The 21,251-nt window shown below is 63.7% G+C and carries 22 protein-coding genes, 1 pseudogene and 1 riboswitch; of the genes and pseudogenes, 15 read left to right on the top strand and 8 right to left on the bottom strand.

The genetic code is table 11. The annotated features are described in order from the left end of the window. Window positions 1-142: 142 nt before the first annotated feature. Entirely contained in the window at window positions 143-928 is a 786-nt protein-coding gene (locus SO156_RS38640; RefSeq protein WP_498538420.1) for a COG4705 family protein, read from the top strand. 88 nt (window positions 929-1,016) lie between these two features. Here the strand turns inward: SO156_RS38640 and SO156_RS38635 are convergent, their stop codons facing one another. The 3 genes from SO156_RS38635 to SO156_RS38625 form a co-directional block, all read right to left on the bottom strand. Continuing rightward, window positions 1,017-1,802: a class I SAM-dependent methyltransferase gene (locus SO156_RS38635; protein ID WP_498538419.1), complete on the bottom strand. Its 786-nt coding sequence runs from the start codon at window positions 1,800-1,802 to the stop codon at window positions 1,017-1,019. Between the two features lie 8 nt (window positions 1,803-1,810). After that, window positions 1,811-2,554 (bottom strand): glutamine amidotransferase, encoded by a 744-nt coding sequence (locus tag SO156_RS38630; protein ID WP_458143281.1) that lies wholly within the window; start codon window positions 2,552-2,554, stop codon window positions 1,811-1,813. A 106-nt stretch (window positions 2,555-2,660) separates the two neighbouring features. Continuing rightward, window positions 2,661-3,743: a substrate-binding domain-containing protein gene (locus tag SO156_RS38625; protein ID WP_458143282.1), complete on the bottom strand. Its 1,083-nt coding sequence runs from the start codon at window positions 3,741-3,743 to the stop codon at window positions 2,661-2,663. 113 nt (window positions 3,744-3,856) lie between these two features. Here SO156_RS38625 and SO156_RS38620 point away from each other — a divergent pair, with 113 nt between their 5' ends. Beyond that, complete coding sequence (locus tag SO156_RS38620) at window positions 3,857-5,341, top strand: aldehyde dehydrogenase family protein (protein ID WP_498538436.1); 1,485 nt, start codon at window positions 3,857-3,859, stop codon at window positions 5,339-5,341. A gap of 46 nt (window positions 5,342-5,387) precedes the next feature. Here SO156_RS38620 and SO156_RS38615 read toward each other — a convergent pair whose 3' ends face one another. Further along, on the bottom strand, window positions 5,388-5,768 hold the full coding sequence (locus SO156_RS38615; RefSeq protein WP_458143565.1) for a DUF779 domain-containing protein: 381 nt from the start codon (window positions 5,766-5,768) through the stop codon (window positions 5,388-5,390). A 70-nt stretch (window positions 5,769-5,838) separates the two neighbouring features. Further along, a complete protein-coding gene (gene adh / locus SO156_RS38610; protein WP_458143283.1) occupies window positions 5,839-7,359 on the bottom strand; it encodes an aldehyde dehydrogenase in 1,521 nt (506 codons plus the stop codon). Between the two features lie 384 nt (window positions 7,360-7,743). Between adh and SO156_RS38605 the strand changes: the two genes are divergently transcribed. The 9 genes from SO156_RS38605 (at window position 7,744) to SO156_RS38565 (ending at window position 13,944) form a co-directional block, all read left to right on the top strand. Beyond that, window positions 7,744-7,977 (top strand): hypothetical protein, encoded by a 234-nt coding sequence (locus SO156_RS38605; RefSeq protein ID WP_458143285.1) that lies wholly within the window; start codon window positions 7,744-7,746, stop codon window positions 7,975-7,977. 142 nt (window positions 7,978-8,119) lie between these two features. Next, entirely contained in the window at window positions 8,120-8,926 is an 807-nt protein-coding gene (locus SO156_RS38600) for a substrate-binding domain-containing protein (protein ID WP_498538418.1), read from the top strand. A 160-nt stretch (window positions 8,927-9,086) separates the two neighbouring features. Continuing rightward, window positions 9,087-9,350 (top strand): hypothetical protein, encoded by a 264-nt coding sequence (locus SO156_RS38595; protein WP_498538417.1) that lies wholly within the window; start codon window positions 9,087-9,089, stop codon window positions 9,348-9,350. Window positions 9,351-9,447: 97 nt separating this feature from the next. Then, a riboswitch (cobalamin riboswitch) is annotated at window positions 9,448-9,651 on the top strand. Then, complete coding sequence (locus tag SO156_RS38590; RefSeq protein ID WP_498538435.1) at window positions 9,638-11,032, top strand: TonB-dependent receptor plug domain-containing protein; 1,395 nt, start codon at window positions 9,638-9,640, stop codon at window positions 11,030-11,032. Its footprint overlaps the riboswitch before it by 14 nt. Before the next feature lie 26 nt (window positions 11,033-11,058). Next, the gene (locus SO156_RS38585) at window positions 11,059-12,069 is read left to right on the top strand and encodes a DUF6925 family protein (RefSeq protein WP_498538416.1); all 1,011 of its coding nucleotides are present in this window, start codon (window positions 11,059-11,061) and stop codon (window positions 12,067-12,069) included. Window positions 12,070-12,109: 40 nt separating this feature from the next. Beyond that, window positions 12,110-12,691 (top strand): hypothetical protein, encoded by a 582-nt coding sequence (locus tag SO156_RS38580; RefSeq protein ID WP_458143290.1) that lies wholly within the window; start codon window positions 12,110-12,112, stop codon window positions 12,689-12,691. After that, on the top strand, window positions 12,688-12,984 hold the full coding sequence (locus tag SO156_RS38575; RefSeq protein WP_498538415.1) for a DUF1488 family protein: 297 nt from the start codon (window positions 12,688-12,690) through the stop codon (window positions 12,982-12,984). Before SO156_RS38580 ends, SO156_RS38575 begins: the two co-directional genes overlap by 4 nt. Beyond that, window positions 12,981-13,169 (top strand): CbtB domain-containing protein, encoded by a 189-nt coding sequence (locus tag SO156_RS38570; RefSeq protein ID WP_498538414.1) that lies wholly within the window; start codon window positions 12,981-12,983, stop codon window positions 13,167-13,169. The genes SO156_RS38575 and SO156_RS38570 overlap by 4 nt, the downstream gene beginning before the upstream one ends. 10 nt (window positions 13,170-13,179) lie before the next feature. Continuing rightward, window positions 13,180-13,944: a CbtA family protein gene (locus tag SO156_RS38565; RefSeq protein WP_458143295.1), complete on the top strand. Its 765-nt coding sequence runs from the start codon at window positions 13,180-13,182 to the stop codon at window positions 13,942-13,944. 33 nt (window positions 13,945-13,977) lie between these two features. Here SO156_RS38565 and SO156_RS38560 read toward each other — a convergent pair whose 3' ends face one another. Continuing rightward, window positions 13,978-14,874 (bottom strand): alpha/beta hydrolase family protein, encoded by an 897-nt coding sequence (locus SO156_RS38560; RefSeq protein ID WP_458143296.1) that lies wholly within the window; start codon window positions 14,872-14,874, stop codon window positions 13,978-13,980. A 183-nt stretch (window positions 14,875-15,057) separates the two neighbouring features. Here SO156_RS38560 and SO156_RS38555 point away from each other — a divergent pair, with 183 nt between their 5' ends. The 3 genes from SO156_RS38555 to SO156_RS38545 all read left to right on the top strand — a co-directional run bounded on the left by SO156_RS38555 (window position 15,058) and on the right by SO156_RS38545 (window position 18,735). Beyond that, entirely contained in the window at window positions 15,058-16,446 is a 1,389-nt protein-coding gene (locus SO156_RS38555) for a class II 3-deoxy-7-phosphoheptulonate synthase (RefSeq protein WP_498538413.1), read from the top strand. 4 nt (window positions 16,447-16,450) lie between these two features. Further along, a complete protein-coding gene (locus SO156_RS38550; RefSeq protein ID WP_458143299.1) occupies window positions 16,451-16,804 on the top strand; it encodes a diacylglycerol kinase in 354 nt (117 codons plus the stop codon). Window positions 16,805-16,977: 173 nt separating this feature from the next. Next, window positions 16,978-18,735: an NAD+ synthase gene (locus tag SO156_RS38545; RefSeq protein ID WP_458143300.1), complete on the top strand. Its 1,758-nt coding sequence runs from the start codon at window positions 16,978-16,980 to the stop codon at window positions 18,733-18,735. A 230-nt stretch (window positions 18,736-18,965) separates the two neighbouring features. On the opposite strand, the gene SO156_RS38540 is transcribed toward SO156_RS38545, so the two are convergent. Then, window positions 18,966-20,153: a DUF2865 domain-containing protein gene (locus SO156_RS38540; protein ID WP_498538412.1), complete on the bottom strand. Its 1,188-nt coding sequence runs from the start codon at window positions 20,151-20,153 to the stop codon at window positions 18,966-18,968. 125 nt (window positions 20,154-20,278) lie between these two features. After that, window positions 20,279-20,584 carry a hypothetical protein gene (locus tag SO156_RS38535; protein WP_458143303.1) on the bottom strand — a complete coding sequence of 102 codons (306 nt, stop codon included), beginning with the start codon at window positions 20,582-20,584 and terminating at the stop codon, window positions 20,279-20,281. Between the two features lie 291 nt (window positions 20,585-20,875). Here SO156_RS38535 and SO156_RS38530 point away from each other — a divergent pair. Next, window positions 20,876-21,251 (top strand): annotated as a pseudogene (locus tag SO156_RS38530) (cysteine--tRNA ligase); the annotation flags it as partial.

The raw sequence follows: 21,251 nt of genomic DNA, 5'->3' as shown, positions 1-21,251 counted from the left end.
AGGCTCAGCGCGCAAGATGCCGCGTGGTGTTCGGCGGTTTGCTTTGCATCGACCGCACGAGTTGTTGAGCGATCCGATGCGAACTTCTGCCACGATGGACGATTAGCGTGTATCGATCGTCGAGCCAGGAGCGCGGCACCGCATGGAACGTGACGAAGCGCGCTACACCAGCAAGGTTCCCGCAGTCACCCTCGGGTTTTGGATCATCAAGATTGCTGCGACGACGCTCGGCGAGACCGGCGGCGACACCGTGACGATGACGCTGAACTGGGGCTATCTGGCCGGCACGGGCCTGTTCCTTGCGGTACTCGTTGCGCTCGTTGCCATCCAGATCGCGGCGAGGAGTTTCCGTCCAGCGCTCTATTGGGCGACCATCGTTGCGTCGACGACCTTCGGCACCACGATGGCCGATTTCGCCGATCGCTCGCTGGGCATCGGATATGCCGGCGGATCGGCGCTGCTGCTCGCTTGTCTCGTTCTCATCCTGGCGATTTGGTACGCAAGCGAAAAGACGATCTCGGTCGACACGGTCAGCACACCGAAAGTGGAGGCGTTCTACTGGGCGGCGATCACCTTCTCGCAGACCCTGGGCACGGCGCTCGGCGACTGGATCGCCGATACCGGCGATATGGGTTATGGCGGCGGAGCGCTGATTTTCCTCGCCGCGCTGGCCGTCGTTGCTGCCTTGTATCTCTGGACCAGCGTATCGCGCGTTGCGCTGTTCTGGATTGCCTTCATCCTCACGCGTCCGCTCGGCGCGACGGTCGGCGACTTCCTCGACAAGCCCCTCAATGAAGGTGGGCTGGCGCTGAGCCGTCCATTGGCATCGGCGGTGCTCGCGATCTTCATCATCGCCTGTCTGTTCGTCATCCCACAGCGCGCCGGAACGCATCCGCGCAGCTTGCGCGACGAGCCGGCACAGGGATGAGACATGTGGCTCGAGACGTCGACGTTGCGCTAAAACGGCACCAGAACCGGCTTACCCGGTTCGCGACCTGTGCATACCGCGCGCCGGGTCAGATTCGTCCGACGATCAGCTTGAGGGAGCCGACAAAGGAGGCAAGCTTTCGATGCTGGCCGAAGCGCGAGTCCCATCGACCAGAGACCAGATCGCTGCCGAGGCCATCCTCGAAGCGCTGCACTGTATCGTCGTCGACAAAGCTCCAGGCTGAGCAGGCGAGCCGCGCGGCGGGATCAAGCAGCATCTCCGGCCGGCCGTAATAGGCTTCATTGAAGCCATCGGTGCAGTCCAGCGGAATGGGAACGGACAGGACCTCGGTATTGGCCCCGAGTGCCTGAGCGATGCCGCGCACTGGCGGATATCTCACCGACTCGACTGCGATCACCTCGGGACAATAGGCGTTGAGCCAGAAGCGATCGAGTTCGCTCGGTTCGCAGGTCATGATGATGACCGGACCGCGTGTGACCCGCCGTATCTCGCGCAGGCCCGCATTGAGATCTTTCCATTGATGCACGGAGAAGGTCGACATCGCGGTGTCAAAGGAAACGTCATCGAAGGGGAGGTTCTCGGCAACGGCGTCGATTGCCGCGGGAAGATGCGCCGGGCGCTGGTCGCGCATCGATTGTGAGGGTTCAACCGGGGTCACCGTGCGGTCCTTCGGCTCGTACGAGCCGGCACCGGCCCCGACGTTGAGAACGGTCCGCGCATCGCCAAGCGCGACCTCTATCAGACTGGCGATGCGCGGGTCAGGGCGACGAAAATTCGCATAGCCCTTGCCGATCGCGCCGTAATTGGCGTCGCCGGCACTGCCGTCCCGATGGCGCGGCGCTTCGTTTGGCATGAAGGCTCCTATGGCGCAGCTGTGCGCAGCGATGCGTCACGGTGCCCGATCTGGCGAAGCCAGTCGGAGAACACGCGATCAGCCTCGCGCGCAAGTCCGCTTGAGAGTTCTGCGGTCCGTGCCCGAAGCTGCGGCACCGAAATTTTCGTCGCCGTAAGCTCGACAGCGTGGCCGACATACCATTCCTCGAGTTGCCGCGGATCGGCCTCGAGGTGGAATTGCAGCGCCAGCGCATGGCCGTCGCAGGAAAATGCCTGGTTTTCGTAGTTCTCGTTGGCGGCAAGCCGCGTCGCCGAAACCGGGAGATCGAACGTGTCGCCATGCCAGTGCAGGACCGGCGTGGTGCCGGCAAGCGGTCTCAGGCAGGAGGCGAGGCCTGCCTCGGTCAGCGAGACCGGTCCCCAGCCGATCTCCTTGACGTGACCAGGATAGACGCGGGCGCCTAGTGCCTTCGCCATGAGTTGCGCACCGAGGCAGATGCCGAGTGTCGGCAGATCCCGGCCGAGGCGGTGCTCGATGAGCGCGATCTCCCGCGCGATAAACGGATAGCTCTCGGTCTCATAGACGCCGATCGGGCCGCCGAGAGCGATTAGGAGATCGGCATCCCTGATCGAGGAATGGCTGAGATCGTCGACCGGCGCGTCGCAGAAGGAGACGTTCCAGCCCTCGCGCTCCATGATCGGCGCGAGCAGGCCGAGATCCTCGAAGGCGACGTGACGGAGCGCGACGGCAGATCGGCGGCGTTGAAACATTCAGCAAGTCCTGTTGCGCGGAGCTCGGCCAGTATCCGATATATTCCGACTGATATAACGCGTTCCGGACCTCGTCCAGTCGGTTCGGGTCAATGCGGCGTGCGCATCATCGCACGGCATGCATCTCCAGAAAGGCCTTCACGCCGGTGACGTCGCCAGTATCGGTCGGCTGGTAGCCCGGGAGGGCGGCGACCGCGGCACGAAAATCGGCGCCCCGGATGATTTCGAGGATGCGCTGCATCGGCCCGGTATCCAGGAATGCGCGTTTGCAGACGAAGAAATAGTCCTCGGTCACGATCCGGATGAAATCGAGGCCGAAATGCCGGGCGGCGGCTTCGACGCCGAAGCTCACGTCCGCCATACCGCTCGCGACATAGGCGGCGACCGCGGCGTGAGTGAATTCGATCTGCTGTGCGCCGTTGATGCGGCTCTCGTCAATACCGTGTGCAGCGAGTAACTGGTCGAACAACAGGCGCGTGCCGGAATCATGGTCGCGGTTGACGAAGCGCACCCTGGGAGCGGTCAAATCCTGGATCGATCCGATGCCTAGCGGATTGCCGCGCGCGACCATCAGCCCCATCTCGCGCGTGACGAAATTGATGATGCGGTCCTCACGGGGATCGAGCCATTCGCGCGCCGCCTTGATGCCCTGCGCCCGCAAGGCGCCGTGCGGCAGGTGGAGGCCCGAGAGGTCGCAGGCGCCCTGCGCCAGCGAGACCAGCGAATGTTGGTTGCTGACATAGCGCAGGTCGACGCCGATGCCGGGCTCGCGGTCGAGGAATTCGCGAAGCTTCGCTACTGCAAAGCCGTGGCTGGCGTGAACGCGGATTACCGAGGGGCGCTGCTCGAGGAACGGCTTGATCTCGCTTGCAAGCTCCTGCGCGAGGTTATCGAGCTGCGGTCCGAGCCGCGCTTGCATGCGCTCGCCGGCCCATACCAACCGTTCGCCGAACGGCGTGAGCTTGGTGCCCTTGCCGCGCCGGGTCTCGACGAGAGGCGTGCCGAAGAACTCTGACCATTGCTCGATCAGATTCCAGACGTGCCGGTAGGAGAGATGCGCATCGTTGGCCGCGCTCGTTATCTTTCCGGTCTTCCTGATCTCGTTGAGGACACCGAGCATGATCACGGCGGTGCGCGGGCTTCCTTCGCGGCGAAACCGCCAGACGGCCTCGATCTCGATCTGAAGCATCGGCATTCCTTATGAAGTGCGCTTCATATGAGGCGCGTCTACTTGCACACGATATCATATTTACTGCGGCCAATACGCGCCTAGTCTGGCATACCAGAACAGGAGGAAATATGATGTCTGTTGCATATGACTTTGCGCACTCGGCGGCCAGCGAGTTCATGTCCCGGCCACAGCATCTATTGATCGACGGCCGCCGCATCCCCGCCAGCTCCGGGCGCACCTTCAAGTCTCTCAACCCTGCGACCGGGCAGGTCATTGCTACCATCGCCGAGGGCAACGAGGCCGACGTCGAGCATGCGGTGGCGGCTGCGCGGCGCGCGTTCGAAGGTCCGTGGCGCACGATGCGCGCCTCCGAGCGTGGCCATATCCTGTTGCGTTGGGCAGACATACTGAAGCAGCACGCCGACGAGATCGTCGAGCTCGAGTCGATCGATGCCGGCAAGCCGATCGCGGCAACGCTGCGCCAGGATTTTCCGGCCGCCGTCGACACGCTGATCTACTATGCCGGCTGGGCCGACAAGATCGCCGGCGACGTGGTCCCCGTACGTGATGACGCCTTGACCTATACGGTGCGCGAGCCGGTCGGCGTCGTCGCGGCGATTGTCCCGTGGAATTTCCCGCTGATGATCGGCATGTGGAAGCTCGCGCCCGCGCTCGCCTGTGGCTGTACGGTGGTGATGAAGCCGGCCGAGCTGACTTCGCTGTCGGCACTGCGCATTGCCGAGCTCGCCCTCGAAGCCGGCCTGCCGGCGGGCGTCTTCAACGTCGTCACCGGTCCGGGCCGCGTCGTCGGTGATGCGCTGGTCAATCATCCCGATGTCGACAAGGTCACCTTCACCGGCTCGCCGGGCGTGGGGCGCGGAATCATGAAAGGCGCGGCCAGCAACTTCAAGCGCGTCTCCCTCGAACTCGGCGGCAAGTCGGCCAACGTCATCTTCGACGACGCTGATCTCGAAGCCGCATCGAAGGCGGCCGCTTCCGGCATCTTCTTCAACGCGGGCCAGGTTTGCTCGGCTGGCTCCCGCGTGCTGGTGCAGGAGGGCGCTTATGACGAGGTGGTGGATCGGCTCGCGGCGCGCGCGAAATCGCTGCGTGTGGGCGATCCCCTCGATCGCAAGACGACGCTCGGCCCCGTGATCTCCGAAAAGCAGATGAAGTCGATCCTCGACTATGTCGATATCGGACAGAAGGAGGGCGCAACACTCGTCACAGGCGGCGAGCGGGTCGGTGACCGCGGCTATTTCATCAGCCCCGCCGTGTTCGCAAATGTCGAGCACGAGATGCGGATCTCGCAAGAGGAGATCTTCGGTCCCGTGGTCAGCGTCATCAAGTTCAAGGACGAGGCCGACGCGCTGCGGATCGCCAACGGTACTGCTTACAGCCTTGCCGCCGGCGTCTGGAGCCGCGACATCGGCAAGCTCCGGCGTTTTGCCAGGAAGGCGAGGGCAGGCACCGTCTGGATGAACACGTATGGCTACACCGACGTGCGCCTGCCCTGGGGCGGCGAGCGCGACTCCGGCCTCGGCCGCGAGCACGGCACTGCCGCGCTCGACAATTTTACCGAGCCCAAGGCGGTCTGGATGAACCTCGCCGTCTGACGGAGACGGATTGCGTGCCGGCGGCCGGAGCATCCCGTAAGGAAGCTCAGGCCGCCCGGGCCGGTGGGCCTGCGGCTTCGAGTTCGGCGACCTCTTCGTCGGTGAAGACGCGACTACGGGTCAAAAATCTCACGCCCTCGGGCGCTTCGACCGAAAATCCGGATCCGCGTCCGGGAACGACGTCGATGATGAGCTGGGTATGTTGCCAGTACTCGAACTGCGCGGCGCCAATGTAGAAGTCACATCCGGCGATATTGCCGAGCAGCACGTCCTGCGGTCCGACCCGGAAATCGCCGACCGGATAGCACATCGGTGCCGAGCCATCGCAGCATCCGCCGGATTGATGAAACATCAACGCGCCGTGCTGGCCCTTGAGGCGTTCGATGATCTCGACGGCCTTTGGCGTGATCTCAACCCGGTTGACCATGATGTGTGCATCCCATGAAAAGGGGCGCAGGTGCGGTTGGGCCGCACCTGCGCCATCAGGCGGCGAACGATCAGAAGAAGCCGAGCGCCTTGGTCGAGTAGCTGACCAGGACATTCTTGGTCTGTTGGTAGTGATCCAGCATCATCTTGTGGGTCTCGCGCCCGATGCCGGACTGCTTGTAGCCGCCGAATGCCGCATGCGCGGGATAGGCGTGGTAGCAATTGGTCCAGACACGGCCGGCCTGGATCGCGCGGCCAAACCGGTAGGCGCGGTTGCCGTTGCGGGTCCAGACACCGGCGCCGAGCCCGTACAGGGTGTCGTTGGCGATTGCGAGTGCGTCTTCCTCGTTCTTGAACGTCGTGACGGATACGACCGGCCCAAAAATCTCTTCCTGGAAGACACGCATCTTGTTGTTGCCGGCGAAGATGGTCGGCTCGACGTAGTAGCCTTCGGCGAGCTCGCCTTCCAGCTTGGCCCGATTGCCGCCAGTCAGCACTTTTGCGCCTTCCTGCTTGCCGATGTCGAGATAGGAGAGAATCTTCTCGAGCTGGTCGTTCGAGGCTTGCGCGCCAATCATGGTGCTGGGGTCGAGCGGATGGCCCTGCTTGATCTTTTGGGTGCGCGCGACCGCTTTTTCCATGAACTTGTCGTAGATCGATTCCTGCACCAGCACGCGGCTCGGACAAGTGCAGACCTCGCCCTGATTGAGCGCGAACATGGCAAAGCCTTCCAGTGCCTTGTCCAGGAAGTCGTCATCGGTCTCGGCGACGTCGGCGAAGAAGATGTTCGGCGACTTGCCGCCGAGCTCCAGCGTTACAGGGATGAGGTTGTCGGAGGCGTACTGCATGATCATGCGCCCCGTCGTCGTCTCGCCCGTGAAGGCAATCTTGGCGATCCGTTTGTTCTGCGCGAGCGGCTTGCCGGCCTCGATGCCGAAACCGTTGACGACGTTGACAACGCCGGGCGGCAGGATGTCCGCGATCAGCTCCATTACGGCGAGGATGCCGAGCGGCGTCTGTTCGGCTGGTTTGAGTACCACGCAATTGCCCGCGGCCAGCGCTGGCGCCAGCTTCCAGGTCGCCATCAGGATCGGGAAGTTCCAGGGAATGATCTGGCCGACGACGCCGAGCGGCTCGTGGTAATGATAGGCGACTGTGTCGTGGTCGATTTCGGAGATGCCGCCTTCCTGGGCACGTACCACGCTGGCGAAATAGCGCCAGTGGTCGACGACGAGCGGCATGTCGGCATGGGTCGTCTCACGGATCGGCTTGCCGTTGTCGAGCGTCTCGACGAGGGCGAGCAAGTCAAGATTGGATTCGAGCTTGTCGGCGATCTTGTTCAGGAGCCGGGATCGCTCTTGTACCGACGTCTTGCCCCAAGCGTCCTTGGCCTTGTGCGCAGCGTCGAGCGCAAGCTCGATGTCAGCGGCGGTGGAGCGGGGCACCGCACAGAGCTTCTTGCCGGTGATGGGGCTCGGGTTGTCGAAATACTTGCCTTCGACCGGGGCCACCCATTTGCCGCCGATGAAATTGTCATAGCGTTCGCGGATAAGGAGTTGTTTCGAGATTTGGTCGAGCGCTTGCTGGAACATGCATTTCCTCCGTGGGATTGACGAATTTTTGTACTTGTCGTCTGCGGTCCCGCGCCTGGTTGACCGTGTGCGCCGATCGCGGCGGGGCAGCACGGCGCAACAGGTTGGCTAGGAGCGCAGCAGGCTCCAGCAGCGAGTGGGGATTCAGCTATCCCGGCGAAACCATCAGGAAGTCTGCGCTCAACACAGACATTCGTCAACGTTATATCCGTACGTATATCTCGGAAGATTAGGACCTAAGTAGTAGGCGATCTCGCCGGAGCGCGGCCATTTCGTCGCTGTGGCTGTCGTTCTTTTTGTTCCTCCCTGTCCGCCTTGCTGCTCGCGATATATGGCAGTAAATATAGCGAGAGGCCGAGGGCCGAAATGAAAGAGGATCTGACCATGTCCCGTCACGTTGTGCCGGCGGTTGAGGAGAATCGCAGCGTGGAAGCTCCGCGCAGGTGCTTGAGTTGCAACGGGATCATCGCCGGCCTCGCCGAGCAGGATCTCGGCAACGGCCTCAACATCAAGCTGGGTCTCGTATCCGACGAGTGCGCTCTCATTTGCAACGGGTGCACCGCAAAATTGATCGAGATGCAGCCAGCGAGTGGAACGCCCGTCACGCGGCTCAGGTAGTGTCGGTTGCACGTAGCGAATGCGTGATCCCGATGAGCTTGGCCAAGAGCGACACCGGATACACGAAATCCATCTTGTTGAACCAAAAGGCTCGTACGGCGGATTTTACGAACGATTGCTGTAGAGCATAGGCCCAAGTTTCATGAGACGACCACTCTCCATCATCTCCGCATTTCTCCTTGTGATCAGCGCTTCGGCTGTCCGCGCCGAGCCCGCACGTGTCTACGCGGCGGGAAGCCTGACGGTGTCGGTGAAACAGGCGATCAAGGCGGCCGGCCTGGACGCCTCGCAAGTCGCCGAACCCGTCTTCGGTCCGGCCGGCGGCTTGCGCGAGCGCATTGAGAAAGGCGAGGCAGCGGACCTTTATCTCTCGGCCAACACGGAGCATCCCCGTACGCTCGCTGTGCAGCGGCCGCAGACGCTGGTGATCCCGTTCGCACGCAATAATCTCTGCCTGTTCAGCCGGGAAGCGATCGGTCTGACTGAGGCGAACGCGCTGGAGACGATGCTGGATCCCAAGATACGTCTGGCGACGTCGACGCCTGTCGTTGACCCCGGCGGGGACTATGCTTTCGCGGTGTTCAAGCGTGCGGAGAAAATCCGAGCCGGCGCCGAAGCTGCGCTCAGCCAGAAGGCGCTGAAGCTGGTCGGCGGCCCTGCCGCAATCAAACCGATCGAAGGTCAAACGGCAGCTGCCAGCGTCTTTCTCGCCGACAAGGCGGACGTGCTGCTCGTCTATTGCAGCGGCCAGCAGCAGACCTTGCGCGAGGTTCCGGGATTGAAGGTGTCGCGGTTGCCGCCCGAGATCGACGTCGTTGCGACCTATGGGCTCGCCTTGCTCACGGACAACCCGGACGCTGCGCGACTTGCGCTGTTCCTGTTGTCGGACAAGGGGCAGGACATTCTTGCCGAAAACGGCCTTGTGAAGATCGCCCAATCCGAGCGGTGACGCCGCGAGGTTAGCGCTGCCGATTCCGGCGATAACGCATTCGTTCAAATTGTCTGTTATTTGCTGACCCGCGGCCAACCCTGCCCACAAATGCCGCGCCGTCTTAAACCCGGCCTTTGGAACCCTCGCGCATGCTCCCCCGAAAGGGTGGGGCACCAACATGTCTGTTCTCAAGGAGATCGTCGCCGCGATTGCGGGAGTCTATGCGCTCCTGTTCGCCTGCGACGCATTGTTCGGCATCAACGAGACGCGTTTCGACGACGCTTATTATAGCCGCGACTTCTACGCGCCGCGGCCGAAAGAGTTTAGCTTCGCAAGCGATACGCCGCCCGCGGTCCGCGTCAGCGACGCCTTCGCGCAGTTCTCGCCGGGTGAAGCAAGGCCGACCAAACGCTACTCGTCGCTGACGACCATCATCCGCTAAGCGAGTGCGCCGGAGGGAGTGAGCCGAATCGCGTGTGGATTGCCACACCTGCTTCTTCGGCCGCACCTCGAACCGATTGACTCCGACTTTAACAAACCCCTAACATCGTCACTGACGGTTCTCCTTTCGGAGATCAAAAGGGAACGTGGTGCGGGATGTCCCCAACGCCACGGCTGCCCCCGCAACTGTAAGCGGCGAATCTTTCGTCACATGCCACTGGGAAATCTCGGTCCCGGGAAGGCGACGTAGAGGTAACGACCCGCGAGCCGCCGCGCGCGACCGCCTCGATCGAGACCGGGTCGTTCAACACCTTCAACCAGACCGTGGGCCTCAGCGGCTCGCAGGACAATTTCAACTACGCGTTCAACGTCGCCCATTTTCATGCGGGTGACGTTCCCGTGACGCCGCTCCAGTTGCTGCCGCCGGGTCAGAAGGCGAACGGCAACAACTACGACAACATGAGCTATTCGACCAAGCTCGGGCTAGACATCAACGACAGCTGGTCGGTGAACTCGGTCGTCCGCTATACCGAGGCGACGTTGCTGTTCACCGGCGATAGCGGCTTTCCGAGCACGCCGAACGCCACCCTGAGCACGCATGGGGTACGGCAGCTCTTCAATCGCGACGAAGCCGTCTGGTCGTTGTTCGATGGCCGTATCAAGAACTATTTCGCCGTCAATTATGCCAATAACCGCAGCTCCGACATTGGTCTCGGCGATCCGCTGTGGACCGTCACGACGGGCGAACGCATCAAATACGACTGGCATGCCGTCGCCGAGATCGCGCGTGGCAACAACCTGATCGTCGGCGCCGAGCAGCAGACCGATCGCATCGATGCGACCGGCTTCTCCGCCCAGAACGACAACAAGGCCGGCTTCGTCGAGTTGCAGTCGCAATTTGCCGACCGGGTCTTCGTCGTTGCCAACATGCGCAACGACTTCAACGACCAGTTCGGCGAGCATGCGACCTATCGCATCGCGCCAGCCGTGATCATTCCGGTGACCGAGACGAAGCTGAAGGGGAGCTATGGAACCGGCTTCAAGGCGCCGACGCTCAGCGAGCTCTACCAGAATTTCCCGGATTTCTTCTTCTTCGGCAATCCCAATTTGAAACCAGAGCAGAGCCAAGGCTATGACGCGGGTTTCGAGCAGCCGCTGTTTGGCGATTGCGTGCGGTTCGGCTCGACCTATTTCCACAACGGCATCACCAACCTCATCACGAGCAATGACACCTTCACGTCCTATACGAACGTGGGACTCGCGACGACGGAAGGCACCGAGAATTTCGTCACCGCGAAGATCACGGATCGCGTGAGCGTGCGCGCCGACGACACCTTCACCCGCACCGTCGATGCGAGCACGGGATTGCAGCTCCTTCGCAGGCCAAAGGAGAAGTGGAGCGCAACCGCGATCTGGCTGCCGATCGACCCCCTCACGCTGTCGGTAACCGTGCTTCATGTCAGCGATTGGCTCGATATCACGCGGGACACGGGGGCGCAGATCGTGGCGCCCGGCTACACCATCGTGAATCTGCGGGGCGACTATGCGATCAGCGATCAAGTCAAGGTGTTTGCGCGGGTCGATAATCTCTTCAACCGGCACTACCAGAACCCGACCGGCTTTCTGGCACCCGGTCTCGGTGTGTTCGGCGGCATACGCATTGCAAGTTACGACGTCAGATAGCAGGGACAGTGGACGAGAACGTTCCGATGACGATGGCTTTCGATATCATGAACGTCTTGGCAAGACAGCTTGGCAACGTCGAGACCGGCTGGAGCGTAGGAACGTTCGGGGCAATTGCCGAGTTCACGCGCGACGCCGGCGAACCCGCCGATCTGCAACAGACCAGTGAGGGGATCGGCGTCGTCACGGACAAGGGCGGAGTGCGGATCGTGCCTCGTCCAAATCTCCGTCTGATTGCATCGGAGTCGCCGACGACCGAAAGCTGGAGCCATCGTGTGGCGGTTTGCCTGCCGCGGGAATCCTGCGCCATGGGTGAGCGCACGACGCTGACGGAAATTGGTCCGGATGAGGATGCGCTGCGCAGCCGGGATCGCGGGGACGTGCTGTTCGATCTTGGCCTTGGCTGCTTGCAGATCGATGCCTGCATCCGGGTCGGCGATCCCGACGTGATCGCGGCGCTGCGGAGCCGTGCCGGGACGCCAGTGTTCGCGCCCGGGAACGACGTCATGCGGATTATCCTGGCGGCCAATCCGCACCGCGTGTTCGTCAGCCGGATCGGGCGGGCCGAAGTATTTCAGCCGATCCCGCCGCCGAGCGGGAGAAGCCCGGACGGCCCGCACACCCATGTTCTGCCGAAGTTGTTGGCGCATGGCCGCACCCATTCGGCCACCGAGCCGTTGCCCGATGGCTGGGTTCCCTGCACCCATCTTTATCCGGCGCATGCGCTCCGCGACCCGCTCGGCCGCAAGCATGCGTTCCGGGCGGACCATCACTTGGCTTTCCAAGCCTTGCTCGAGCGCCATGGCGTGCCAGAGCTTGTGGCGCTCAAGCGCGAGGTCAACGAGGCCGTCGCGGCCGGACGGGGCCCGGACACGCCGGCGCTCAGACGCGATCGTTTCGCCCGCTCCACGATCCGGGTCGCCCTGCGGCAATTGTCGGCAGCCGGGCCGCCATCGCAGATACTCGTCGAATGGCTTGCGGCCTACGACGGGCTCGATCCGACAGACCCCGAAGATCCGATGGAAGCCCTTCACTGACCCGATAAATCGATTAGAATCCCCAGCAAGGAGATCACCGATGGCCCTCAACGTCCTGCCGCCTCACACCGACCGTGTCCGTCTTGATCCGGTCGAGCCGCGCTATGCCGCGATCTTTTGTTTCGCGCTGCTGACCGTGTCATGCGCACTTGCAAGCTTCGCGCTCGCCTGCGCCACGCCGTTTGCGGCGTTTGCAGTCGTTGCTGCGGCCGTGCTGCCGCTGCGTCCGGCGCTGCTCGTCGTCACCGGGGCCTGGCTCGTCAATCAGACGATCGGCTTCAGCGTGCACCACTATCCCGTCGACGCCGGCACGATCGCCTGGGGCTTTGTGATCGGCGCGGCCGCGCTGACCGCGACCGCAGCATCCGCTACCGTGATCCGTTCGCTGCCGCCAAATCGCGCGCCGCTGGCGTTGGCCGCGGCCCTGATCGGCGCCTACGGTGCCTATGAGCTCGTGCTGTTCGCCGCGACGCCGTTCCTGGGTGGGGCAGGGGCTTTCACGACCGCCATCGTGGCCCGCATCGGCGCTTCCAACGCGCTCTGGCTGGTCGGTCTCGTTGCCGCCTGCGAAATCGTCCGCCTGCTCGATCCGTTCGGGCGGGGACGGGCGATGTCGGCTTGAACGACGATGTCCATTGGCGCGCCGACATCGCATCCGTGATCTTTTCGGTCAGGGACCACGGTGCCATTTGCGCCGTGCACCGCGGCGCGTTTCGGACCCTGCTCGGCGCGGACCCGTCACCGGCGGAGTGCCTCGGCTATTTCGAACGATTTGAAGATGCATTCAGGTCGGCAGCGAGCGCCAAGGTCGTGCAAAAACGCATTCCGGCCGGCAGAAACCTGCATCTAACCAGTCGCGACATCGCGCGGAAGCTGCTAGAAGGCGGTCAAATCAGAGGTGGAGCACAGCCATGAGCCAGTCACACGCACAGGTCACGCACTTCCCGGTCGCTGCCGCGCAGGCCGGGCGGCTGACCCAGGCCCTGATGGCGATGGTGCTCGGCCTCTTCATCGTCGGTGTCGTCGGTTTCTCCCATATCGACGTCGTCCACAACGCCGCGCACGATGTCCGGCATTCGAACGCATTTCCCTGCCACTGACCGGGGTGGCATGAGCACGTTTCGCTCGATCGTCTTTTCGTCGGTCATTTCGGGTTTCATCGTCGGCCTGATCGTCACGGCCGCGCAGCAGTTCGGCACGGTGCCCCTCATCCTGAAGGCGGAAGTCTTCGAGAAGGCGGCGGAAACGCACCATCACGAGGCCGCCGCGGCACCACAGGACGCGGCAACCGGCCACGATCACGCCGACCACGACCACGCCGGCCACGATCATGGCGCGGAGGCCTGGGAGCCGCGCGACGGTTTTGAGCGGAACGCCTATACGGCGGCCGCGAATGTGCTGACGGCGATCGGCTTTGCGTTGCTTCTCGCCGGCTTCTTTGCCGTCCGCAGCGGCGCGACGGGCGGGCCTGTCTCCTGGCATGAAGGATTGATGTGGGGGCTTGCGGGCTTTGCCGTGTTCACGATCGCCCCGGGCCTCGGCCTGTCGCCGGAACTGCCGGGCGTGCCGGCCGCGCCGCTGCTGTCTCGCCAGATCTGGTGGACGGCAGCAGTGCTCGCGACGGCCACGGGCCTGGCGCTGATCGTGTTCCGCCGCTCGGTGCCGGCGGCCATCGCCGGCGTGATCTTGCTCCTGTTGCCGCATCTGATCGGCGCACCGGAGCTCGAGCACGTCGAGACCAACGTGCCGTCCTCCTTGTCGCATCAGTTCGTGGTCGCCGTCACGCTCACGAGCCTGGTCTTCTGGTCTCTGCTGGGGGCGGTGACGAGCGCCGCGTTTGCCCGCTTTGACACGGGCGCTGGCGGGCGCCCGTAACGCTGCCATTTTTCTCCAGGGCTGCAGCCGGGATCACTCTGCCTGGATCCACTCGGCCCCGCCGCGCCAGAGCGTGTCGCGGTGGTCGGGGCGGAAGAAGCCGAAATGGCCTATTCCCTTGATGCCGACGTCGGACGGTTTGACCGTGAGCACTTCCGCCTTGGTCGCGGTGAAGCCGGAGCAGAGCAGCTCGACCGCGGGCCGCGTCGCCCAGGGATCGTCGGAGAAGGTGAGGGCGCGCAGCTCGCCCTTGTAACTTGCGAAGTTTGCCAGCGCCGGCAACCCGGAATCAAAGAGGTGGCGCGGGCTGCTCACCCATTTGGCGCCTTGCAGGAACACACCCTTGGGCAAATCTTCGCCGATGCCGAGCCAGCCTGGCGCGTAGCCGAGCAGATGAGCCACGGGCACGCCAATGAAGTTCATGAACGCGAACACGCGGTAGTTTTCCGGCGGCGGGATCAGTTTCCACGTCGCGGCTTGCGACGCCACGAACAGCGCGCGCGAAATCTCGCTGTTGTTCGCGATCAGCCCGAGCGCCTGGCCACCGAAGGAATGGCCGACATAGCTGAGGGGCAGCGTGTGATAGCGCTCTCGCATCCATTTGACCGCCGCCGTGACGTCGAGCGCGGCCCAGTCGGACATCGAGGCCTCGAAGCCGACCAGCGATTTCCGCTGGTTATAGCCGACCAGCGCCGGCAGGCGGGAGTCGCCGATGCCGCGATAGTCGTAGGTGAGGACCGCAGAGCCGCGGTTGGCCAGGTAGGAGGCAAAGCCGCGATAGATCTTTCGCGGGACACCGGTGGCAGAATTGATCAGGACGGCATGACGCTCGGCGCTACGCGGCAGGAACAGGGTGCCGCCTAGCGAATACCCGTCGACGGCCGGGAAAGTGATGTCGTCGATAAAGACGTCGTCGAGTGCCGCGTCCATGGGCAACGCATATCCCGCAGTTTTCTCCCGCAGAGCCAGCAAATGCGAATTCGGCTTTGCCCGCAAGGGCTTGCGTGCGGGAATGGATTTACAACTGGCGAGGCGGTGCAAGCCTGTGTATAAGGCGGCTCGCGCAACCCACAGATCAGGTTGCAGTTTTCGCTTTAGGAAAGAGGATTTGCGATGTCCGAGCGGTGGACACCCGAGAGCTGGCGCAGCAAGCCCGTGCTGCAGGTCCCCGACTATCCCGACGCCAAGGCGTTGGCCGACGTCGAGGCGCAGCTTGCGAGCTTTCCGCCGCTGGTGTTCGCGGGCGAGGCGCGCAATCTGAAGAAGGCGCTGGCCCGCGTCGCAGCCGGCGACGCCTTCCTGCTCCAGGGCGGCGACTGCGCCGAGAGCTTTGCCGAGCACGGCGCCAACAACATCCGCGACTTCTTCCGCGTGCTGCTCCAGATGGCGGTCGTGCTCACCTATGCGGGCGCCGTCCCCGTCGTGAAGGTCGGCCGCATCGCCGGGCAGTTCGCAAAACCGCGCTCCTCGCCGACGGAGAAGGTTGATGGCGTCGAGCTGCCGAGCTATCGCGGCGATATCGTCAACGACATCGCCTTTACCAAGGAAGCGCGTGTACCCGATCCACAGCGGCAGTTGATGGCGTACCGCCAGTCGGCGGCGACGCTGAACCTGCTCCGCGCGTTCGCCACCGGCGGTTTCGCCAATCTCGGCAGCGTGCATCAGTGGATGCTCGGGTTCCTGAAGGATTCTCCGCAGTCCCGCCGCTACAAGGAGCTGGCCGACCGCATCTCGGACGCGCTGAACTTCATGCGCGCCTGCGGCCTCGATCTCGAAAGCCATCCCGAGCTGCGCGCGACCGATTTCTACACCAGCCACGAGGCGCTGCTGCTCGGCTATGAGCAGGCGATGACCCGCGTCGATTCCACCACCGGCGACTGGTACGCGACATCGGGCCACATGATCTGGATCGGCGATCGCACCCGCCAGCTCGACCACGGCCATGTCGAATATTTCCGCGGCATCAAGAACCCGATCGGGCTGAAGTGCGGCCCGTCGCTGAAGGCCGACGAACTGCTCAAGCTGATCGACGTGCTCAACCCCGACAACGAGCCCGGCCGGCTGACGCTGATCGGCCGCTTCGGCTCCGACAAGGTCGGCGAGCATCTGCCGAACATGATCCGCGCCGTGCAGCGCGAGGGCAGGGTGGTGGTCTGGTCCTGCGATCCCATGCACGGCAACACCATCACCTCGACCACCGGCTACAAGACGCGTCCGTTCGACCGCATCCTGTCGGAGGTGAAGTCGTTCTTCGCGATCCACGCGGCCGAAGGAACGCATGCCGGCGGCGTGCATCTGGAGATGACCGGCAAGGACGTCACCGAATGCCTCGGCGGCGCGCGCGCGATCACGGATGAGGATCTCAACGACCGCTACCACACGGTCTGCGATCCCCGCCTCAATGCCGAGCAATCGATCGACATGGCTTTCCTGGTCGCGGAGCTGCTCAAGCAGGAACGCGTCGGCAAGGCCAAGCCGATGCCGTTCGCAGCGGGGCTCTAAGACCTTGCTGCGGATTTGGAAGGCCACGATCAATTCCCGTAACGGTCTGGCCTTTGCGTTCCGCTCGGAGCAGGCCATCCGCGAGGAGATCTTTGCGCTCCTGCTGTCGCTGCCGCTCGCCTGGTTCATCGGCGCGACCGCGATGCGCGCAGTCGAGCTGGTCTGTGCCGTCGGGTTCGTGCTGGTGGTCGAGCTGCTCAATACCGCGATCGAGAAGCTCGCCGACCGCCTCACCATGGACCACGACAAGCAGATCGGCCGGGTCAAGGACATGGGGTCGGCCGCGGTCGGCGTGGCGCTGCTGATGGCTGGCGCCTTCTGGATCTTTGCGCTCGTCGAGCGATTGGGTTTCGTCTAATGCGCGATGAGATTAGGATGATCGTCATCGCGCTTTAGGTTGTTGTCTGCGCATGATCTCCGCGCAAACGCGTTCCGCGTTTGTCGCGAGGGAAAACCGCTTCGCACTTTGCGCTAACGCGGCCCTTCGGGTCCGGATCATGCTTTAGCCACAGGATTGGACAACGGGCGACCATGACCGAACGTCTCAACGAATTCGCGGTCACGCTCGCCCAGCTCAATCCGACCGTGGGCGACATCGAGGGCAATGCCGCGAAGGCGCGTGCCGCGCGCGTGCAGGCGATCGCCGACGGCGCCGATCTCGTGCTGTTTCCGGAATTGTTCATCGCCGGCTATCCGCCGGAGGACCTGGTGCAGAAGCCGGCCTTCCAGGCCGCCTGCCGCGCAGCGATCGAAAAACTCGCGCGCGAAACCGCCGATGGCGGCCCCGCCATGCTGGTCGGCACCCCCTGGGTCGAGGACGGCAAGCTCTACAATGCCTGCGCGCTGCTCGATGGCGGCCGTATCGCGGGCCTGCGTTTCAAGGCCAACCTGCCGAACTACGGCGTGTTCGACGAGAAGCGGCTGTTTGCGCGCGGCCCTGCGGCGGGTCCCGTGACCGTGCGCGGCGTGCGGATCGGTGTACCGATCTGCGAGGACATCTGGCTGGAGGAATCGGAGGACTACGAAAACGTCGTCGAGACGCTGGCCGAGACCGGCGCCGAGATCATCCTCGTGCCCAACGGCTCGCCTTATGCCCGCGACAAGGGCGACGTTCGCTTGTCGGTCGCGGTTGCGCGCGTGACCGAAAGCGGCCTGCCGCTGGTGTATCTCAATCAGGTCTGCGGCCAGGACGAGCTGGTGTTCGACGGCGCTTCGTTCGCGCTGAACGGCGATCTCTCACTTGCCGCGCAACTGCCGGCATTCGAGGAGAGCGTCACCACGCTGCACTTCACCAAGACCGGCGACGATTGGCGCTGCACGGGTCCGATTGCGCAACTGCCCGAAGGCGACAGGGCCGACTATGCAGCCTGCGTGCTGGGCCTGCGCGATTATGTCGGCAAGAACGGTTTCCCCGGCGTGCTGCTCGGCATTTCCGGCGGCATCGACTCAGCCCTGTGCGCGGCGATCGCCGTCGATGCGCTCGGCGCGGATCAGGTGCATGGCGTGATGCTGCCTTATCGCTTCACGGCGCCGAGCTCGATCGCGGATGCCGGCGAGCTCGCAGGCCACCTCGGGATACGCTACGAGGTGCTGCCCATCGCAGAGGCGGTGAACGGTTTTGGGACCATCCTCTCCGACATCTTCAAGAATTTGCCGCCTGATATCACCGAGGAAAACCTCCAGGCGCGCACCCGCGGCACGCTGCTGATGGCGATCTCCAACAAGACCGGCCTGATGGTGGTGACCACCGGCAACAAGTCGGAAATGTCGGTCGGCTACGCCACGCTCTATGGCGATATGAACGGCGGCTTCAACCCGATCAAGGATATCTACAAGACGCAGGTATTTCGGCTGGCGGCCCTGCGCAATGCCTGGAAGCCGGACGGCGCGCTTGGCCCCTCCGGCGAGGTCATTCCGCCCGACATCATCACGCGCCCACCGACGGCGGAGCTGCGCGAGAACCAGCTAGATCAGGATTCGCTGCCGCCTTACGATCTGCTCGACGCGGTGCTGGAACGCCTGGTCGAGCGCGAGGAGCCGCTGGAAGAGATCATCGCTGCCGGCTTCGATCGCGCGATGGTGACGCGGATCGATAACCTCCTCAACATTGCCGAATACAAGCGCCGCCAGGCCGCGCCGGGCGTGAAGGTGACGCGCAAGAACTTCGGCCGCGACCGCCGCTATCCCATCACCAACCGCTTCCGCGACAAAGGCGAGCCCTTGCCCGCGCCGGACGAGACGCTCGTCTCGCGCGGCAGCCGCGCCTCGATCGACGCGTTCGAGGGGTGAGGGCGAGCGCAAGCTGGACGGGCAGTCGCGCCGTTTAGAGCGCTGTCATCATCCGCGACCCGGCTACGTCAAGGCTTCGCCGAGGCTGAGGTCTAGGCGCGCCGAAGCTTTAGCGTAGGCGGCAGGCGGATGATCCAGTACTCCGCGGCGGACGTTGTCGGAAACGACTTCTGCCGCGGAGTACTGGATGCCCGCCTTCGCGGGGCATGACGGTGCAGTAGGGATCAGCCTTACTTCTGCTGCTGCGGCAGGAAGGTCGGCCCGACCGAGCGGATCGGTTTGTTCTCGTTCGTGGTCGTGGTGTCCGCCGGCGCTGTTGCGGCTGGCGCAGTCGCTGTCGTCTCCGGCGGCGGCGTCGCGCCCTTCTTGCTGCTCGTCGGCGCCCCCTTGGTGAGCTGCCGTTGCTGCATCTTCTTGGCGCTCTCCTCGGTGACGATGATGTCACCCTGCTGCTGGACTGCCGCCTTGTCGTCGGCCGATTTCAGCGCATCCGCCCAGCTCTGGCCGGCGGCCTTGCACGAGCAGGACGGGTTGAACTCGCTGCGGAATTTGAAGGCGTTCGGTAGCGCGGTGTAGGGCTGGCCGCTGACCGAGACTGCCGCATTCATGTCCTCGCCGGGATTGCGATAGGCGTAGAGCGCAGCGTCCGCCGCCGGGCACAGCGCCTTGCAGGTCTTCTCGTCATCGGGGAAGCGCGCCGGGACGGTGGCGAACGAAACCGGGAAGTAGGCGCCGTCGCAGGTACGGACACAGACCGTACGATACGTGACAGATTGCGGGCCAAGATCTGCGGGCGGCGCGCCGGGCGGAGGATTATTAGGGTTGTTGCCGCCGCCGAACAGATTGCTGAGGAAATTGCCGGCGCCTTGCGACTGCGCGGCGTTGGCATATTGCGGGCCGCAATTGTTCTGCGCAAGCGAGACCAGCACCGAGCGGCGCTGGTTGTCGCGGTCCGGGTTGTAGCTGCCCGGGCCGCCTGCACGCAGCCGCTCAAGGTTTGAGGTGATCTGGTCGAGGTTGGCCCGCATCTGCTGGATCTGGGTGTTGACCGGACCGCATTGCGCCGACTGGTTGTTGAACAGCGAGAAGAAGCCGGAGCTGTCGCAGCCCATGCGCTTGGCCTGCGCCGTCACGCGGTCGAGCTCGGCCTGCTGGCGGGTCGCCGAATCCTGGTAGCGGCGGATCTGGTCGTCCTTGGCCGGATCGCCGCTTCCGCCGCGGTCGAGCGCGGCAAGCTGGCCCTCCAGCCGCGAGCAGATCGGGTTCGCTCCGGGTGCGGCTTGCGCGGGCGGCGGCGGTCCCGGGGGGCCTGCTTGTGCGAGAGCGTCAGTACCGAGGGCGAGCGCGCTGATCAGCGCTGCGCTGGCAAGGATCGAACGGGAGCGAGAGAGAGATAAAAATTCCGGCATATCCGCCATTCTAGCGATGTCACGGCCCCAACCAGGGGGCCGATGCGCGCCCTCCAATACCCGCTTCTCGGGGCATCGTCACGTCGTTTTCGGGAACGTAAATCGGGCCTAAAGTCAGCCAGTTCCGAGCGAATTCAGCGCTGGCAGGTGATTGCGACATATTCGTCGCAATGGCCATGGGAGCAGTTTGCGCCGGATTTGGGGACGGATCCGGTAATTTCGTCGGGATCGACGCGGCGATAGGACGAGGCCTGGGCAAAGTCGCGGGACTGGCAATAGGAGCGCGCGGCGTGCGCGCCGCACTGTTCACCCTTGGCCAGGCACTGATCGACGCCGTAGCCGTCTGCCTGGTTGGCGATGATGAAGACGCGGGTCTCCGCCGAAGCGCTGGAGGCGGCAACGATGAAGGCACAGCAAAGGAGTGCCGGGAGAGATCGCATGACATGCACCGTAGCTTGGGAGGAACCGCCATCACACGAATAAACTCAAAAGCTTAAGGATGATTAACCCTGATGGCGGGACGCGGGCGCTTTGAGCAGAGAAAGCGGCTTTTTCGCGGCTCACTTGACGGCAGGCCCGCTTGTGGCCCATATGTTCCGCATGAACGGTCTCCTCGCCATTTGTGCCATTTGCCGCGAGATTACGAGCTAGCGATTCGCTGGCTGGAGCCGTCTTTTCTCAAAACACATTGAGAGCACTGGACGCCCGGCCAACAGCCGATGGGTATCCATATGGAATTGCGTCTTTACGATACGCTGACGAAGGAAAAGCGCACATTCGTGCCGCTGAACCCTCAAGACGTCCGCATGTATGTCTGCGGACCGACCGTCTATGACTTCGCGCATATCGGCAATGCGCGGCCGGTGATCGTGTTCGACGTGCTGTTTCGGCTGCTCCGCCACCTCTATGGCGAGGCGCACGTCAAATATGTCCGCAACATCACCGACGTCGACGACAAGATCAACGACCGCGCTGCGCGGGATTTTCCTGGCCTGCCACTCAACGAGGCGATCCGCAAGGTCACCGAGGAGACGGGCCGGCAGTTTCACGCCGACGTCGACGCGCTCGGGAGCTTGCGGCCGAGCGTCGAGCCGCGCGCGACCGAGC

The organism is Bradyrhizobium sp. UFLA05-125 (genome assembly GCF_059803515.1).
The sequence above is the reverse complement of the archived record's forward strand: the minus strand, read 5'-3'. Positions and strand labels throughout refer to the sequence as shown.

Bases quoted from the DNA above. Each gene is read 5' to 3' on its own strand.
- SO156_RS38580 (WP_458143290.1), top strand. From the start codon at position 12,110: ATGGCCCTCAACGTCCTGCCGCCTCACACCGACCGTGTCCGTCTTGAT.
- SO156_RS38555 (WP_498538413.1), top strand. From the start codon at position 15,058: ATGTCCGAGCGGTGGACACCCGAGAGCTGGCGCAGCAAGCCCGTGCTG.
- SO156_RS38620 (WP_498538436.1), top strand. From the start codon at position 3,857: ATGTCTGTTGCATATGACTTTGCGCACTCGGCGGCCAGCGAGTTCATG.
- SO156_RS38560 (WP_458143296.1), bottom strand. From the start codon at position 14,874: ATGGACGCGGCACTCGACGACGTCTTTATCGACGACATCACTTTCCCG.
- SO156_RS38630 (WP_458143281.1), bottom strand. From the start codon at position 2,554: ATGTTTCAACGCCGCCGATCTGCCGTCGCGCTCCGTCACGTCGCCTTC.
- SO156_RS38615 (WP_458143565.1), bottom strand. From the start codon at position 5,768: ATGGTCAACCGGGTTGAGATCACGCCAAAGGCCGTCGAGATCATCGAA.
- SO156_RS38640 (WP_498538420.1), top strand. From the start codon at position 143: ATGGAACGTGACGAAGCGCGCTACACCAGCAAGGTTCCCGCAGTCACC.
- SO156_RS38545 (WP_458143300.1), top strand. From the start codon at position 16,978: ATGACCGAACGTCTCAACGAATTCGCGGTCACGCTCGCCCAGCTCAAT.
- SO156_RS38535 (WP_458143303.1), bottom strand. From the start codon at position 20,584: ATGCGATCTCTCCCGGCACTCCTTTGCTGTGCCTTCATCGTTGCCGCC.
- SO156_RS38565 (WP_458143295.1), top strand. From the start codon at position 13,180: ATGAGCACGTTTCGCTCGATCGTCTTTTCGTCGGTCATTTCGGGTTTC.
- SO156_RS38570 (WP_498538414.1), top strand. From the start codon at position 12,981: ATGAGCCAGTCACACGCACAGGTCACGCACTTCCCGGTCGCTGCCGCG.
- SO156_RS38625 (WP_458143282.1), bottom strand. From the start codon at position 3,743: ATGCTTCAGATCGAGATCGAGGCCGTCTGGCGGTTTCGCCGCGAAGGA.
- SO156_RS38585 (WP_498538416.1), top strand. From the start codon at position 11,059: ATGACGATGGCTTTCGATATCATGAACGTCTTGGCAAGACAGCTTGGC.
- adh (WP_458143283.1), bottom strand. From the start codon at position 7,359: ATGTTCCAGCAAGCGCTCGACCAAATCTCGAAACAACTCCTTATCCGC.
- SO156_RS38600 (WP_498538418.1), top strand. From the start codon at position 8,120: ATGAGACGACCACTCTCCATCATCTCCGCATTTCTCCTTGTGATCAGC.
- SO156_RS38635 (WP_498538419.1), bottom strand. From the start codon at position 1,802: ATGCCAAACGAAGCGCCGCGCCATCGGGACGGCAGTGCCGGCGACGCC.
- SO156_RS38540 (WP_498538412.1), bottom strand. From the start codon at position 20,153: ATGGCGGATATGCCGGAATTTTTATCTCTCTCTCGCTCCCGTTCGATC.
- SO156_RS38595 (WP_498538417.1), top strand. From the start codon at position 9,087: ATGTCTGTTCTCAAGGAGATCGTCGCCGCGATTGCGGGAGTCTATGCG.
- SO156_RS38605 (WP_458143285.1), top strand. From the start codon at position 7,744: ATGTCCCGTCACGTTGTGCCGGCGGTTGAGGAGAATCGCAGCGTGGAA.